At 36.3% G+C, this 15,131-nt stretch carries 16 protein-coding genes and 1 tRNA gene; 10 read left to right on the forward strand and 7 right to left on the reverse strand.

The features are described 5' to 3' along the window. Nucleotides 1–40 precede the first annotated feature (40 nt). Entirely contained in the window at nucleotides 41–913 is an 873-nt protein-coding gene (locus DU508_RS12105) for an AraC family transcriptional regulator (protein ID WP_115403069.1), read from the reverse strand. 176 nt (nucleotides 914–1,089) lie between these two features. On the opposite strand from DU508_RS12105, the gene DU508_RS12110 reads away from it, so the two are divergent. The 4 genes from DU508_RS12110 (at nucleotide 1,090) to rplI (ending at nucleotide 2,979) form a co-directional block, all read left to right on the forward strand. Next, on the forward strand, nucleotides 1,090–1,683 hold the full coding sequence (locus tag DU508_RS12110) for a hypothetical protein (protein ID WP_115403070.1): 594 nt from the start codon (nucleotides 1,090–1,092) through the stop codon (nucleotides 1,681–1,683). A gap of 219 nt (nucleotides 1,684–1,902) precedes the next feature. Continuing rightward, entirely contained in the window at nucleotides 1,903–2,259 is a 357-nt protein-coding gene (gene rpsF, locus DU508_RS12115; protein ID WP_115403071.1) for a 30S ribosomal protein S6, read from the forward strand. Continuing rightward, on the forward strand, nucleotides 2,259–2,522 hold the full coding sequence (rpsR, locus tag DU508_RS12120; protein ID WP_010599582.1) for a 30S ribosomal protein S18: 264 nt from the start codon (nucleotides 2,259–2,261) through the stop codon (nucleotides 2,520–2,522). Before rpsF ends, rpsR begins: the two co-directional genes overlap by 1 nt. 13 nt (nucleotides 2,523–2,535) lie before the next feature. Continuing rightward, nucleotides 2,536–2,979 (forward strand): 50S ribosomal protein L9, encoded by a 444-nt coding sequence (gene rplI / locus DU508_RS12125; protein ID WP_115403072.1) that lies wholly within the window; start codon nucleotides 2,536–2,538, stop codon nucleotides 2,977–2,979. Between the two features lie 62 nt (nucleotides 2,980–3,041). On the opposite strand, the gene DU508_RS12130 is transcribed toward rplI, so the two are convergent. Then, the gene (locus DU508_RS12130; protein ID WP_115403073.1) at nucleotides 3,042–3,746 is read right to left on the reverse strand and encodes an SDR family oxidoreductase; all 705 of its coding nucleotides are present in this window, start codon (nucleotides 3,744–3,746) and stop codon (nucleotides 3,042–3,044) included. A 62-nt stretch (nucleotides 3,747–3,808) separates the two neighbouring features. After that, nucleotides 3,809–4,513 carry a hypothetical protein gene (locus DU508_RS12135; RefSeq protein WP_147273627.1) on the reverse strand — a complete coding sequence of 235 codons (705 nt, stop codon included), beginning with the start codon at nucleotides 4,511–4,513 and terminating at the stop codon, nucleotides 3,809–3,811. Between the two features lie 64 nt (nucleotides 4,514–4,577). Here DU508_RS12135 and mtgA point away from each other — a divergent pair, with 64 nt between their 5' ends. Together mtgA and DU508_RS12145 are read left to right on the forward strand one after the other, a co-directional pair. Continuing rightward, entirely contained in the window at nucleotides 4,578–5,300 is a 723-nt protein-coding gene (gene mtgA, locus DU508_RS12140; protein ID WP_115403075.1) for a monofunctional biosynthetic peptidoglycan transglycosylase, read from the forward strand. 261 nt (nucleotides 5,301–5,561) lie between these two features. Beyond that, a complete protein-coding gene (locus tag DU508_RS12145; protein ID WP_115403076.1) occupies nucleotides 5,562–6,335 on the forward strand; it encodes a carbonic anhydrase family protein in 774 nt (257 codons plus the stop codon). Between the two features lie 192 nt (nucleotides 6,336–6,527). Here DU508_RS12145 and DU508_RS12150 read toward each other — a convergent pair whose 3' ends face one another. Continuing rightward, nucleotides 6,528–8,945, reverse strand: a complete 2,418-nt coding sequence (locus tag DU508_RS12150; protein WP_158542163.1) for an AsmA family protein — start codon at nucleotides 8,943–8,945, stop codon at nucleotides 6,528–6,530. 527 nt (nucleotides 8,946–9,472) lie between these two features. Further along, complete coding sequence (locus DU508_RS12155) at nucleotides 9,473–9,952, reverse strand: ABC transporter ATPase (protein WP_115403078.1); 480 nt, start codon at nucleotides 9,950–9,952, stop codon at nucleotides 9,473–9,475. A 50-nt stretch (nucleotides 9,953–10,002) separates the two neighbouring features. Between DU508_RS12155 and DU508_RS12160 the strand changes: the two genes are divergently transcribed. Further along, nucleotides 10,003–10,479 (forward strand): hypothetical protein, encoded by a 477-nt coding sequence (locus DU508_RS12160; RefSeq protein WP_115403079.1) that lies wholly within the window; start codon nucleotides 10,003–10,005, stop codon nucleotides 10,477–10,479. Nucleotides 10,480–10,555: 76 nt separating this feature from the next. Here DU508_RS12160 and DU508_RS12165 read toward each other — a convergent pair whose 3' ends face one another. Both DU508_RS12165 and DU508_RS12170 read right to left on the reverse strand, forming a co-directional pair. Continuing rightward, nucleotides 10,556–11,344: a (Fe-S)-binding protein gene (locus DU508_RS12165; protein ID WP_115403080.1), complete on the reverse strand. Its 789-nt coding sequence runs from the start codon at nucleotides 11,342–11,344 to the stop codon at nucleotides 10,556–10,558. A gap of 84 nt (nucleotides 11,345–11,428) precedes the next feature. Then, nucleotides 11,429–12,724, reverse strand: coding sequence for a (Fe-S)-binding protein (locus DU508_RS12170; protein ID WP_115403081.1), 1,296 nt, complete (start codon nucleotides 12,722–12,724; stop codon nucleotides 11,429–11,431). A gap of 229 nt (nucleotides 12,725–12,953) precedes the next feature. On the opposite strand from DU508_RS12170, the gene DU508_RS12175 reads away from it, so the two are divergent. The 3 genes from DU508_RS12175 to DU508_RS12185 all read left to right on the forward strand — a co-directional run bounded on the left by DU508_RS12175 (nucleotide 12,954) and on the right by DU508_RS12185 (nucleotide 15,119). Next, nucleotides 12,954–13,026, forward strand: a tRNA-Phe gene (locus DU508_RS12175). Nucleotides 13,027–13,521: 495 nt separating this feature from the next. Further along, a complete protein-coding gene (locus DU508_RS12180) occupies nucleotides 13,522–14,181 on the forward strand; it encodes a hydrolase (protein ID WP_115403082.1) in 660 nt (219 codons plus the stop codon). A 170-nt stretch (nucleotides 14,182–14,351) separates the two neighbouring features. Further along, nucleotides 14,352–15,119: an SDR family NAD(P)-dependent oxidoreductase gene (locus DU508_RS12185; RefSeq protein WP_115403083.1), complete on the forward strand. Its 768-nt coding sequence runs from the start codon at nucleotides 14,352–14,354 to the stop codon at nucleotides 15,117–15,119. Nucleotides 15,120–15,131: the final 12 nt, after the last annotated feature.

Consider the following 15,131-nt stretch of genomic DNA (forward strand, 5'->3'; position numbering starts at 1 on the left):
GATTGCCTAAATCTAGTAAGTCTGGCTGCATTGTAATAGGTCACTTTATAATCAACTTTAACTCATTTCTATATTCAGAAGCACTTTTTCCGGTAAACTCATGGAAAATCTTATTAAAGTGGCTGAAATTGTTAAAGCCACTTTCCAGTGAGATTGCTGTGATGCTTATATGTTTTTCTGCTAAAAGTTTCGAGGCATGAACAACTCTGTATTCGTTAACGAACCGGGTAAATGTTTTTTTGGTTATTTTTTTAAAATACCTGCAGAAGGAGGGAACAGTCATGCTTGACATTTCAGCGATATCCTCTAAACTGATCTGCTCCTGAAAATGATCCTTTACATAATTGAAAATCATATTGATTCGATCATTATCCTGAACCTGCATTTGCATAGAGAAACCAGAAGCATTTAATATCGTGAAATCTTTAGATGATTCCAGCTCTTTCAAAACGGCCAGTAACATTAAAAGTTTTTTAAATGGGGGTTGATCGGCCATTTCCTCAATGCTTGGACCAACCGCTTTTTTGGTTTTCTCTCCAAAAGCGATACCACCCTTGGCTTTGCTAAACAATTCTTTTATCCATTTATTTTCTTGAAGATTTAAAAATTCCTGGCCTAAAAAATCAGCCTTCATTTGAATTACTGTTTCATTTTTATTGCCTGTGTTGGTATCGGTAAAGCCGCAGTGAGGCAAATTGCTGCCAATTAAGATCAAATCTCCATCCGTGTAATAGGAAATATGGCTGCCAATCTGCCTTTTTCCAGTTCCGCCGTTTACAAATACCATTTCTATTTCCGGATGGTAATGCCACAAATGTGCCATGTTATTTTCGTTCGCTATATATTTAGAATAGTAAAACGAACTCCCGAAGGATGGCTCCACAACTTCAAAGCTTGGTTTTAAATTTTTCATGGGCATTATGCTGAAAATTTAAAGTATAAATATGCTCGATTGCTAATTGCTTATAAAATTACTGATAATTGGGTTAATTTTCCATATATATCAGTGAATATAGCGTAATTTCAGTGTGTTTTGATGTGGTAATTTAGCAGTATAAAATAATTGTTAACCCATTAATTGATTTAGTTATGAAAAAGTTCTTTAAAATCGGTTTAATCGCTGCAATATCATTGACAATTTCGGCCGCTCAGGCAAATGATAATGAGTTTTCGTTAAAAGCGAAAAACGAAAAGCAGAAAACAATTAGTTTTTTGATGAATGATAACAAAGAGTTTAATTTTTCCATTTTCTCTGATAATAAAGATTTGTTATTTGAACAAAAATTTGTTGGTTCTGCCGGATTAACCAAAACATATGATTTAAACGCATTACCTGATGGTACTTACACTATAAAAGTTGAGTCAGGATCTACATTAGCGCAATATGCGGTTAAGATTTCGAATGAAAAAGCTTTAATTTCTGATGCAAAAATCTTTGCAGTATATAAACCTGTTATTACAAAAGACAAAGATTTGGTTACTTTAGATTTCGAGGTAAAAGAAAAAACACCTATTGAGGTAACTGTTTTCAATGAGCGTAATGATGAGCTTTACTCTGAGGTTTTTAAAGACAGATCTAAATTGATCAAAAAGTTTAACATCAGTAAAGCAGATGGCGATTCATTAACTTTTGTGGTAAAGTATAATAATGAATCGTTTACCAAAACAATCGAAACCCGCTAATTTTAAAAATAAATCAAATAAAAGGAGATGCTCTAAAAAAGTGATCTCCTTTTTTGTTTATGTTATGGTCTTAGGTCTTTCCGCTTTGGTCTTTTATATTATAGTCTTTCCGCTTTCTCCTTTTTCTAATTAATCATTTGATTTTAAGAAATATATTGTTACTTTTGCATCCCCGTAATATACCTCGGGATTAAAAAATTAAAAACATAATTTATAACAATGAATCAGTACGAAACTGTTATCGTTCTAACCCCATTGTTATCTGAAGACGCAGCGAAAGAGGCATTAGCTAAATTCAAAGCCATTCTTACTGATAACGGTGCCGAAATTATCCAGGAAGATAATTGGGGTTTGAGAAAATTAGCGTATCCGATTGAGAAAAAATCAAACGGGTTCTTCAACTTAACTGAATATAAATCTTCAGGTGATTTGATCGCAAAATTAGAGCTTGAATTAAAACGCGATGAGCGTGTGTTACGTTTCTTAACTATCCGTTTAGATAAACACGCTGTTGCTTACAATGAGAAAAAGCGTAGTGGTGCTTTTAACAAAAAAACTAAGGAGGTTGCAGCGTAATGGCAAGAGAACAAATTCAATACGTAACTGCCCCTAAAGTAGAGGATAACCGTAAAAAATATTGCCGTTTCAAGAAAAACGGAATTAAATACATCGATTACAAGGATGCAAACTTCTTGTTGAAATTTATTAACGATCAAGGTAAATTATTACCACGCCGTTTAACTGGTACTTCGTTAAAATTCCAACGTAAAGTGGCTCAGGCAGTTAAACGTGCCCGTCACATCGGTTTGTTACCATTCGTTGCAGATCAATTAAAATAGGAGGCTCAGAGATATGGAAATTATTTTAAAACAAGATATTAAAGGCCTTGGTGAGAAAGATGATGTAGTTACAGTAAAACCAGGTTATGGTCGTAACTATTTAATCCCTCAAGGATTTGGCGCTTTGGCTACTGCTTCTGCTAAAAAAGTTTTAGCAGAAAATTTAAAGCAAGCTGCGTTTAAACAAGATAAAATTAAAAAAGATGCTGAAGGTATTGCTGAACGTTTAACTGATGTTAAACTTTCTATCGGTGCTAAAGCTGGCGAAAGCGGAAAAATCTTTGGAGCGGTTAATACCATCCAAATCGCTGAAGCATTAAAAGCGCAAGGTTTTGATGTAGATCGTCGTCGTATTACTTTCGAAACTGAACCTAAATTTGTTGGCGAATATATCGCTAACTTAAACTTACACAAAGAAGTAAAAGTTCAGCTTCCTTTTGAAGTAGTTGCTGAATAAGCACTTTTTAAAATTTCATTTAAAAAAAAGAAGTCAGGTTTTTAAAACCTGACTTCTTTTTTTTACCCTTTCGGTGTTGTTGGCCTGATCTCAACTTTACTGGGTAATGTTCTTGCCGGCATGGCTAACAAATCTACAATTAGTTTTCCCATGTCTTCTGGCTGGATTTTCCAGGCATCATTTTCGGTATCAGGATTATGATCGTTAAAATGACTGGCTACAGAGCCAGGCATGATTGTACTTACTTTTACTCCATATTTTCTTAAATCAAGCATTACAGATTGCGTGAAGCCTGTTAAGCCAAACTTACTTGCGTTATAGGCAGAGCCGCCAGCAAAAAAGTTTGCCCCAGCTAAACTTGAAATGGTAAAAATATTTCCTTTGGTTTTTTTGATTTCTTCCACACTTGCCTTGATGCTATAAAATACACCGGTAAGATTGGTATCAATGGTTTCTTGCCATAATTCGATATCCATTTCATCGATAGGTGCAAAATGACCGATACCTGCATTGGCGATAAGCACATCCAATTGTCCCCATTTTTCGATGAGCAAATTGACGGCACCTCGTTGCGATTCAAAATTTTTTACATCGGCTTCAATTGCCAATACATCGCCAAATGCTACCAATTTGGATGCAGCTTGATTTGCGCTAGCTATTGTTCTACTGGTGATGGCTACTTTATAGCCATTTTTTAAAAGTGATTCGGCAATGCCGAAACCAATTCCTTTACTTCCTCCTGTAACCAGGGCAACTTTTGTGTTCATGATATTTTACTTTTGAAGTTTAACGATTAAGAAGCAAATATGTTTAAGTTTTAATGGGATATTTACCTTTTAGGTTTCTTTATTACTAAACAACAGCTGCCATCATTGTTTAATGGGTTCTTTTTATAAATTCCATTCATTTTAATATCCGATTTTTTAGTTAAAAGGCTATCAAATAGAATTTCCCCATTCCGAATCTCATAGAACTCGGATGGATGATAATACATTGAATCTGGACTTGGATGTACTTCATTTATATCAAATCCTCCAAATTCCAGATAACCGTCGTGATCAATATCCGAAAATGGCTTAGGGCCACCGCCTTGGCTTTCATCATTGTAAACAACATCTTTTATGAAATTAGCTTTATCTTTTGAGATGACATAAGCCGAAATCTGGTTGAAATTTGGAGCCCCGTTATTTTCCAGAAACAAAAACATACTCGATCCGCTTTTGATGACTTTGTTGTACTTGCTGTTTTCAACAAAGTCATGCTCTCTATCAACATGGATTTGAATTCCATTTTTAGTAAAGACGTAGTGATAAAGATTCAGATTATTGTGATCAAAATATATTCTCCTTAAAATTATACTGTCAGTTGAATTAATCTTAACAATTATGGGACTATAAGTTGTATCTATTTTCTTTAACGGAAGTTCAGATGAATGCTTGTTATTAAAATTCGTTTTTATTGATTCTTCTGACCTTTTAGGGTTAATACACGATAAAAGGTTCAAAATAACAAATAGTGAAATCCATTTCATCATAAGCCGAATATATGAAAATCACTACGTATTTAACATGGATATCCTTTTTTCTTACCTTTGCCCCATGGCCAAATCCCGTTCCACCAAGTCAAAAACAAAGCAATCCTTTTTAAAAAGAATAACCAATATCGCCACAAAAGTATTTATCTACTTTTTACTGGTATCTGTTATATGGGTAATTGCGCTGCGTTTCATAAATCCGCCAATTACTTTATTAATGGTGCTGCGAAACATTGAGCGCAAGGCAGATGGCAAACCATTTAAAACGGAGAAAAAGTGGGTTAAATTTGCAGATATGTCAGACAATATGAAAAGAGCAGCCGTATCTGCTGAAGATCAGCTCTTTTTAAAACACATTGGTTTTGATATGAAGGCCATTGAAAAAGCTTTCGCCAGTAATGCAAAAGGTAAAAAAATTAAGGGAGGAAGTACAATATCTCAACAAACAGCCAAAAATGTTTTTTTATGGCCAGGAAGATCCTGGATTAGAAAAGGTTTTGAAGCTTATTTTACTTTATTAATCGAACTATTCTGGAGCAAGGAACGGATTTTAGAAGTTTATCTCAACGTGATCGAAATGGGTGATGGCATTTACGGAGCAGAAGCCGCAGCTCAGGAATATTATGGCAAATCTTGCACTAAACTTACCAAAAGGCAAGCCGCATTAATCGCTTCTTGTTTTCCGAATCCAAGAAGATGGACCCCGAAAAATGCAACGCCATATATCAGACACCGACAATATTTGATATTAAAAAATATGAACAGATTGGGACCGTTGGATTTTTAATTAAAATAGCCATTGGCTCACGCTTGTTTTTTTAAACTCCTTCTAGGAATACTCTGCTTTTTTCATTAATTTAAATCACAAATTCTTGTCGTTTTATTAAAATTTGATTCCAGGAAACATGTAGATGAGATCCGATCCTGTTATAACCGTTTATTTGTTATGGAAATAAGGTTTTCTATGTGATTGTTTCCATGGCAAATAGCGTAAGTTGCTCATCCGTTAATACTTATGGTTTATTTGTTTACCTAAAAAATGCTTTGTATGAAAAGAATCACGACTAATTTCCTATGCATACTGATGTTGTCGGCATTTTTGTTTTCTTGCGGCAATAATACTTCAAAGGAGCAAGTTGCAGCGTCAACCGATAGCACTTCTGTACATGAAACGGTTGAAATTGACAGTAATGATGTGTTGGAAAATAAGGTTTTAACCAAAGTACAGCAGGATGCACTTAAACCTGCCGATGTGCTGGAGTTATTGAAAGAAGGAAATATCGACTTTGTGGAAGACCGCCTTACGGTTAGGAATAATTCTGAAAGGGTTCGCCAAGCCGCTTTAGGACAATACCCCAAGGCGGTAGTTTTATCATGTATTGACTCACGTATTCCTGTTGAGGACGTTTTTCATCGCGGAATCGGAGATATATTTGTGGGAAGGGTTGCTGGAAATGTGATAAATGATGATCAGTTGGGAAGTATGGAGTATGGATGCAAGGTGTCGGGAGCAAAAGTGATCTTGATTCTTGGACATGAACATTGTGGTGCGATTAAATCGGCTATTGATGATGTTAAACTTGGTAATATTACCACACTTCTGAGTAAGATTAAGCCAGCAGTAACAACAACCAAATTTGACGGAGAAAGAACATCAAAAAATGATGCATTCTTACACGCTGTATGCATCGAGAATGTGAAAATGATTGTCGAAAATATTCGTAAGAAAAGCCCAACCCTGGCCGAAATGGAAAAAAATAAAGAAATTCTGATACAGGGCGCCGTATATGCAATGGATTCGGGAAAAGTTACTTTTCTTTAAAATAATTTTAATAGTATGATCTTAGGTTAATAGTCAGTGCTTTAAAGCAAGAAGGGAGTGTCGCCAGCTTTTGTTAGAAGGAAAGTTTCCTCAACACCTCGTGCTTTGAACAAAGCTGAAAGTCTTGTGCCATTAATCGTAAGTAATAAGTCCGTTCTTAAGCGCATGTATGCTCAGAATCTGACTTAGGACTTAATCATGATCCTTATTCCATCTGATCTTTATTCCACCTTTCTCATCATCAATTGCTTTTAAGTGCAATACGATACCCCGCATTCTGGCTTCACGTTTTTCTTTACTTGTCAGATTTTCATCGCCTTTTGGGTTTCTTAATGGAATATCCATGGCAACATCTGTTCCCGGTCCTAAAGCGTAGATTCCTTTTACGTTAAAATTCAATGCACTGGAATTTACCTGCATCGGACTAATTTCTACCTTATCGCCACGGATATTTAATGTTCCATCGAGGTTTTTAATTTCAACATTGGATAAATTTCTATTGGCAAAAGCAAATTTGCCCACCTTAACCATAGGCTCGAAATTGACCAGAGCGGCGTTGTTGAGGTTAAAAATAACCTTCCCGTTTATTGACCGTGGTAAAATTTTCCCGGCATGAGATATTCTTCCCGAGATATTAACTAAAGAAGAAAGATAACCTTTTAAATTTTTATTGGTAATGGTTTCCTGTCCGAAATTATCAAAAGAATAAAAGAAATCTTTCACGCTCACATGGCTAATTTTCGAGTTGATTTTAAAAAGATTTGAAGCAGGTTGCTGGATGATATTTCCATCTAAAGCAAGCGTTCCCCCGGCATGTTCCACGCTGATTTTGTTCAGGTAAATCCCTTCTCCACGAAGGGAAATATCAGCGTTTAGATTTTTAGCTAAAAACTTATCATAAATGGCTTTACCCACTGTAAGTTTAATGTTCATTTTAGAAACCTCCAGCACATTGCTTAATTCCTTTGATGCCGTTTTCATGGAATTGCCGGATGATGCTTTCTTTTTTGTATTTCTTGGACCTAAAAAAGGCAAAAACTCATTCAAATAGAGTTGGGGACTATGCATTTTAAGATTTACCAAAATCTTATCAGGATCAGTATAATAAAGATTGGCGAAATTGGCAATGCTGCAACTCACATTTAACTCACTTTTGCCCAGTTGAAAATGTCCGTTTTGGATAGAAAGGTCATTTTGATCGAAATTGATATCAAGGGCGCTTTTAACCAGATGCAACTTTCGTGGCACATAAAGAATATCTGCATTGGCGATCTTAATTTTTCCGGAAACAACAGGCTTTGTAAAGCGAAAATTGTCAATATCTGCCTTGCAGTAGAGTCTTAAATCTGCAGTACCTTGTTTAAACACGAAATCTTGCGTACCAAGGGAGTTGTTAAGATTGGATAATGGAAACTGTGAAGTAACCAATCCGGTAGCTATTGGCCTCGACAAATTATTAACAGTAAAGGTGTCAACCTTGATTGGCGCATTAAAGTATTTTGCTGTAAGCCTATGAAACTTGATTGATGAGTTTTCATCGCCGATGATTCCACCAACGGTATCCTGATTGGTAAATGAACCGTCGAAATTTGCTGCCGTCAGCTTGCCTGATGGAATTGAAACCACATTGTCGCGAACTGTAATTCCGACTTTGATCAATGGATCGCCATATTTTCCCGAGCCATCATCAATGATATTTCCTCTGATATCGATCGGTTTCTCTATACCAAATTTTAATAACTTTGATGAAATGTTTGGCGAAAGCAGTAAAGCAACATTTCTAAATAAGATTTTATCAACAGCTATGCTAATGGCAAATGCCGATTTATCCAAATCTATTTTTGCACCTATTTTAAATGGATGTCCACCGATTTTTAAAATTTCCGGATCAAGAATTACCGCGTCAAGTTTTCTGCTATAATGGGCAGATAATGTTCCTTCCAGTGATTTATCTTTTAAAAAGCTTCCTTTTTTTGTGTTGAAGGCGAAGCTGTTAACCTGCGTTTTTAATTTGATTTTTCCAGTCCAACCGCTATCAGGGTATTGCATTCTACCCTGAATCTGATCAATGTTGAAATTGAAGAGCTTAAATCTTTTTTGATTATCCAGTACCAGATTTACCTTGTTGAAATCAATTTTCTTTATTTCAAGAGCTGATGTTTTGTTAGAAGATTGTTTCTCTTCAGCTGGTTTACTTTTGAATATGCTCGTATTACTGTATCCGGTTGAATCAGTGTAGATATAGATGGAAGCATCATTAATAGCAATTTGATTGATGTTGACATTTCCCACTATTAAAGAAAGTACGTTTAAAGAAACATCAATATCCTGAGCCTTAAGTAAATCGTGTTTATGCTTTGACCATAGGCTATCTCTTAATAAAACACCATTTAGCGATACAGAAACTCCCGGGAAACTTTTTAAAAGTGTCGGTTCCATGCTCGTGGCTGTGATTTGGCCATTTAAGTTTTTGTTTAATTGTGCCAATATGGAGCTTAGCACTTCTTTCTTATTGCGACTAATGTAGAATGCACCGGCAAGCCAGGTCAGTATGACTAAGATGATTAAAACTGATAGGATCCTTAAAGTTATTTTGAGCCAGCGTTTCATAAACATTATTTGATTTAACCAATATAATGTTTTTTAGACTATAATTGTTTGAAGTTAAGTTAAATTAACAAGCGTTCATTTAACGCAAATCAGACATTCAGGAATTAGGAAAAATTAAGCTGGTCTTAATTTTTATATTAAAGTCTGCGTTTCATCGTTTAAGCATTATTCACTGCCCTCAGAATGGCAGGGCCTGAATATGCCTGTCATTCTGAGGGCAGTGAAGACCGCGAAGCAGCTACGAAGTAAATCTCCAGCCTACGGGCATTGCACCTGGTTTACCACTGACTTTGTTTTTAAAGCGATCAGTGTGGTATTAAAGTTTCTGTTTCATCACCTGTAAATTGTTATTTTCAATAGCGAAAGCATTAAGATTCCCACCTGCGTGGGAATGACGACAACAAATTAGTAAACGGGTTTTGTCATTATGTGGCACGAAGAATCTGTTACCTATAAGCTTTGGCTGCCCTTTTGCCGAGACCTAGTTGAATATTTATGTTGGCATTTCATTTGTGTCTTACTTCCTTTTACAATAAATGTGCGAATACGGTAGAATGCCAGCTATTTTTAAATGGTACTTCCCATTTGGTTTCTAATTCTGCCAAATTTTGAACCATATTATTAAACACAATGGTTTCCGGGTTTATCTTTTTAATGTTGATCAAAGTCTCGAAATCTTCTTTATTGTTTACTACTACATCATTATCAACCTTATAGGCCATATTGAAACGGTTAAATAAATCAACATTGTATTCTTGCTCAATTTCTTTGATTAGTCTTACAGAACTATCTATCGAGCATCCGGTCACATTTGCCTGTGTTTCATCAACAGTTAGAATAATAAAAAAACCATATCTGATTTCGGCTTTTGCAAGTAATTCATTTCCATGTGCCTTCCATTGATTGGTAAAGGAAGCTAACTTGTTTAAAATTTCGCTTTCTTCCTGTGAAGTGAACTTTCGGTTGCTTTGGTAGATCCAAACTCTTGATTGTGGAGAAAAACTCATATACAAATTTAGTATTTTAATTAATTTGGTGTGTTTAAAACGTTGCCCTCATGAAAAAGTTTACAATCGGCTTGAAAATATCACTGATATCGGCTTTGAGCATATTGTTATGCGCTTTTTCGGATCCCGAATCTTTGGAGCAATATGTGGAGTATCTGCAGAAATCACTTACGGAACATTATGATTTTAGTCAGGAAAGTAACCAGATCAAGCGTTACGAACTGAATATTACTAACAATGGTTTCTGCCGTTATAAAAGATATTTTAACAATGGGAAAACAGAATATTTTGCATTTAACTTGGCTAAATTTAAGGATATGGATTATTACGGCAACACTTCATCGGGCAAATTGTATTTAAGAACCAAAGGAGATGATGTAATTGTTCAAACTTATAAAGATAAAGGAGGAGATGTGGACTCTATGGCCACACAAGTAATCATCCCACTAAAAAACATCGAAGCAGAAGATTTAAACCAGATTCGTGATCATTTAGAAAGGATTCTCAAATTGCCACAAACACCATAACTGCGAATGATTTGTGAAAATGATGATAAAAAGGTCTTAATTAAAACCATTATTATCAGTCTTATTTCTCCGGAACTTAAAGGCCATTTGCTCTTGCAGTAATCTCTGCAATATCTAAAACCTTTATTTCCTGTTCTTTATCTTTTAATTTTATGCCATCACTAAGCATAGTCATGCAGAAAGGGCAACCTGCTGCAATAAATTGCGGATTGGTTTCCAAAGCTTCATCAATACGTTCAACATTGATATCTTTCTTTCCTTTTTCAGGTTCTTTAAACATTTGCGCGCCACCCGCACCGCAACACAAACCATTGCTTTTGCAACGCTTCATTTCCACCAGTTGCGCATCTAAAACTTCCAGTGCTTTTCTTGGTGCTTCATAAATTCCGTTTCCGCGGCCTAAATAACAAGGATCATGATAAGTGATCTTCTTCCCTTTGAAGCTTTCTCCACCTTCTGCCTTAAGTTTACCCTCATTGATTAAATCCTGAATGAGTTGGGTATGATGGATAACTTCGTAAGTTCCGCCCAAACCAGGATATTCGTTTTTTATGGTGTTAAAGCAGTGCGGGCAACCCGTAACAATTTTCTTAATGTTGTAAGCATTCAGCACTTCTATATTGGTCATGGCCTGCATCTGGAAAAGAAACTCATTTCCTGCCCTTTTAGCCGGATCTCCGGTGCAACTTTCCTCTGTTCCTAAAACAGCATATTTTATACCTACATGATGTAAGATCTTGCAAATGTCACGGGTAATTTTTTGTGCTCTTTCATCGTAACTTCCGGCACATCCAACCCAAAATAATATTTCCGGCTCTTCACCTGCGGCCATTAGCTCGGCCATTGTAGGTACTTTAAATTCCATTTTTGTATAGTAAAAGGTTAACTGTAATCGGTTAACTGTTTAATTAAATTAATTTCCAGTTTGAAAACTGAATATTGATTGCTGCTAACTTCCTTCAGCCCAATTAAAGCGGTCAGCAGGAGAATATTTCCACGGTGCCTGATTATTTTCAATATTGCCCATCATGGCATTAATACTCGCTGGTGCCTGAGATTCTTCCATCACTGCGAAACGGCGTAATTCGGTAATAATTTGTAAAGGATCGATGTTTACCGGGCAAGCTTCAACGCAAGCATTACAGGTGGTACATGCCCAAATTTCTTCTCTGGTAATGTAATCATCCAATAAAGATTTTCCATCCTGATATTCCGCACCGTTTTTATCGATGTTTTTTCCGATTTCAGTAATGCGATCCCGGGTATCCATCATAATCTTTCGCGGCGATAATAATTTTCCGGTAATATTTGCCGGGCAAACAGATGTACAACGGCCACATTCGGTGCAGGTATAGGCATTCATCAGATTTACCCAACTCAAATCGGTGGCATCTTTTGCTCCGAATTTTCCGGGCTCAGTTTCTGCCGGCACAAAAGAAGGATCGAGCATTGCTTTTACCTCATTTGTAACCGAAGCCATATTGGTAAACTCGCCTTTTGGCTCCAAATTAGAAAAATAAGTATTTGGGAAGGCAAATAAAATATGGAAATGTTTTGAATAGGGCAGGTAATTGAGGAAAGCCAAAATACCGATGATGTGAAACCACCAGCAGCCACGTTCAATCGCTATTAATGTGCTTTCTGCTGAAGGTAATATATTCATTAAATATTGACTAACAGGAAAAGCCCCGGCATTGGTATAGTGACTCGAACCTAACAATTGCAGTTTTGCATCTGCAGCATTCATAAGTAAGAATGCAGTCATTAACAATATTTCTGTTATCAGAATGTAGTTTGCATCAGATTTGGGCCAACTGGTCATTTCAACACCTCTGAAGCGTTTTAACTTCAATACATTTCTTCTGATCAGGAAAATTGCACAAGAAACCCAAACAGTTAACGCAAGGATTTCGAAAGAACCGATCAGAAAATTGTAAAGCCCTCCTAAACCGTGGAATATTCTATGCGTACCAAAAAGTCCGTCAATCATGATTTCCAATACTTCAATATTGATGATCACAAAACCGATATAAACAAAAAAGTGAAGAAATGCAGGTATTGGGCGAACAACCATTTTTGATTGCCCAAAAGCTACCCGAAGCATTGTCATTAATCTTTTTTGAGGCTGATCTGTGCGATCAGCTGATTTTCCTAAGCGGATATTGCGGATGATTTTACGCAAATTAGCCGTAAACAGCGCAATTGCTGCAAGTGTTATTACTAGAAATAGGATCTGAGCCACCATGCAATATTAGATTGTTTATGCTAAAATATGATATTAATCTAAATAAATTACTATGCATGCATAAAAAAAATAAGAAAATTTCTTGTTTGTATTCATTCTAAGCAAGATTAAGCTTACATTGACAACAATTAAAAAAATTAATTAATTGATAATCAGAGCTCCGCTGAAATAATGGAAAAAAAATTTTGCATTTGAAAAAAGAACGCTACATTTGCAATCCCAAACGGATGGTGCCATAGCTCAGTCGGTAGAGCAAAGGACTGAAAATCCTTGTGTCCCTGGTTCGAATCCAGGTGGCACCACTTCCAAAAGCCTGTCAGAAATGACGGGCTTTTTTGATTCCCATCATATTTTTTTAGTAAATAGATTTCATTTAAAAACCTTTTGATCAATTTTGATCAACTCTCCGAAATTGCCTGGGAATATTTTATAAAAATCAACGGAGAATCTTCTCGATTGTCCTTCAAAAACATGTGAATATATATTGAATAATATCAAATATTTTCTTTCAACTTAATTTCGTTGAAATCCGGCAATCAACGATATTCAGCTGTTTTTTTTTATTGTGTTTAAATTGCAACTTATTGATTTTTAATGATTTATATCGATGGCATTCGGTTTGGTATAATGCATTTGGAATACAACAAAAAAATGGTTGGAAAAAAGTCATACCCATAGTACAAATCAATAAAGTGGGTAGACCAGGCAAATTACAAATGCTTAAACAAGTTTTTTTGTCTGTGAAGTAACCATATCATTAAATCAAGTCTTAAAATTCAATCTAAAAAACAACTATTATGGCAACATTTGACACTTCAAAAGCAGGTCTGGACGCACTGCTAACACCCCAAAACTGCGTATTAATATTGATTGACCACCAACCATATCAATTTGCAGGCTTACACAGTCATGATTCTGTGACGATAATAAACAATGTGGTAGGGCTTGCTAAAACTGCAAAGCTGTTTAATGTTCCTACACTTTTAACTACTGTAATTGAAGAAAATGGTGGGCTTATTCTTAAGCAACTTCAGGATGTGTTTCCGGAGCAAAAACCGCTTAACAGAACGTTTATCAACACATGGGAAGACGAACGTGCTGTTGAATGGGTAAAAGCAACGGGCAGGAAAAAGGTCGTTATTGCCGGATTGTGGACAGAAATATGCGTTGCCATGCCAGCGATACAGGCCGCAGGTGAAGGTTACGAAGTTTATGCTGTTACAGATGCTTCTGGTGGGGTAAGTGTTGAGGCACATACAATGGCCATTCATCGTATGATCCAGGCAGGGGTATCACCTATTACATGGGGCATATTCTCTGCGGAGCTGCAGAGAGACTGGGCCCGCGCTGAAACCGCTATACCTCTTGCTGATATCATCATAAACCATTACGGTAATGTGGGTACCAGTTTCCTTTGGGAGCAGCAATTACTGAATACTCCAATACCATCAGAATAAGTTAAATATTAAAGCTCTAATCGTACTCACTGATAGGGCTTAATTAAGCTTAAGCTTTATGAAAATTTGAAAACAGGATTTGTCAAAATTTCAGGAAATGATCATAATGCCGATCAAGCATTTAACACCCTGTTCAGTACAGCACTTAATAGATTTAAAGCACTTAAATTATGAGGAACTTCAAAGATAAAATTATCATTATTACTGGTGGAGCGAGTGGAATAGGCCTTGCTCTTGGAAAGAGATTTATAGCGGAAGGTGCGGTGGTGGTTCTTTCCGATTTGAATGATAAAGCCGTTCGTACGCAAGCTGAAGCCATTGGCGCTGTTTCGATGACAACAGATGTAAGCATTGAGGCCGATATTAAACACCTTATTGATCAGACAATCGAACGGTTCGGAAGGGTGGATATGTTTATCTCAAATGCTGGCATTGCTTATCCTTCGGATATTGACACCATTACAGAAAAATGGGAGCAAATTTATGCCATTAACGTGCTGGCTCATGTTTTTGCAGCAAAGTATGTTCTACCGGGCATGTTGCAACGCGGTGAAGGTTATTTACTTAATACCGCGTCTGCTGCAGGACTGCTCTGCGAGTTTAACGCCGTTACCTATACTGCCACCAAACATGCTGCTGTTGGCTTGGCAGAATGGTTGGCACTCACATATAAAAGCAGAGGAATAAAGGTTAGTGTACTTTGCCCGGCAGGAGTAAGAACACCCATGACTGCTGGTAGCCCAAGCTTACTAAAATATGGTATTGAGGTTGAAGAAGTGGTTGATCAGGTAATTTCTGCAATTGCAGAGGAAAGGTTCATGATCTCTACTCATAAGTTTGTTGATCAGCTTTTTCAACTAAAAGGTAATGATTATGAAAAATATATGTCTGCAATGGAGATTTACCGAAAAGAGGCAGAAGACCTGGATCATAAATAGATTATAAAAGAT

This window comes from Pedobacter chinensis, from assembly GCF_003339865.1.
GTDB lineage: Bacteria > Bacteroidota > Bacteroidia > Sphingobacteriales > Sphingobacteriaceae > Pedobacter > Pedobacter chinensis.

Coding starts and splice junctions, on each gene's coding strand:
- DU508_RS12105 (WP_115403069.1), bottom strand. CDS start 913: ATGAAAAATTTAAAACCAAGCTTTGAAGTTGTGGAGCCATCCTTCGGG.
- DU508_RS12165 (WP_115403080.1), bottom strand. CDS start 11,344: ATGGAATTTAAAGTACCTACAATGGCCGAGCTAATGGCCGCAGGTGAA.
- rpsR (WP_010599582.1), top strand. CDS start 2,259: ATGGCAAGAGAACAAATTCAATACGTAACTGCCCCTAAAGTAGAGGAT.
- DU508_RS12145 (WP_115403076.1), top strand. CDS start 5,562: ATGAAAAGAATCACGACTAATTTCCTATGCATACTGATGTTGTCGGCA.
- DU508_RS12185 (WP_115403083.1), top strand. CDS start 14,352: ATGAGGAACTTCAAAGATAAAATTATCATTATTACTGGTGGAGCGAGT.
- DU508_RS12160 (WP_115403079.1), top strand. CDS start 10,003: ATGAAAAAGTTTACAATCGGCTTGAAAATATCACTGATATCGGCTTTG.
- rplI (WP_115403072.1), top strand. CDS start 2,536: ATGGAAATTATTTTAAAACAAGATATTAAAGGCCTTGGTGAGAAAGAT.
- rpsF (WP_115403071.1), top strand. CDS start 1,903: ATGAATCAGTACGAAACTGTTATCGTTCTAACCCCATTGTTATCTGAA.
- mtgA (WP_115403075.1), top strand. CDS start 4,578: ATGGCCAAATCCCGTTCCACCAAGTCAAAAACAAAGCAATCCTTTTTA.
- DU508_RS12135 (WP_147273627.1), bottom strand. CDS start 4,513: ATGATGAAATGGATTTCACTATTTGTTATTTTGAACCTTTTATCGTGT.
- DU508_RS12180 (WP_115403082.1), top strand. CDS start 13,522: ATGGCAACATTTGACACTTCAAAAGCAGGTCTGGACGCACTGCTAACA.
- DU508_RS12110 (WP_115403070.1), top strand. CDS start 1,090: ATGAAAAAGTTCTTTAAAATCGGTTTAATCGCTGCAATATCATTGACA.
- DU508_RS12130 (WP_115403073.1), bottom strand. CDS start 3,746: ATGAACACAAAAGTTGCCCTGGTTACAGGAGGAAGTAAAGGAATTGGT.
- DU508_RS12150 (WP_158542163.1), bottom strand. CDS start 8,945: ATGAAACGCTGGCTCAAAATAACTTTAAGGATCCTATCAGTTTTAATC.
- DU508_RS12170 (WP_115403081.1), bottom strand. CDS start 12,724: ATGGTGGCTCAGATCCTATTTCTAGTAATAACACTTGCAGCAATTGCG.
- DU508_RS12155 (WP_115403078.1), bottom strand. CDS start 9,952: ATGAGTTTTTCTCCACAATCAAGAGTTTGGATCTACCAAAGCAACCGA.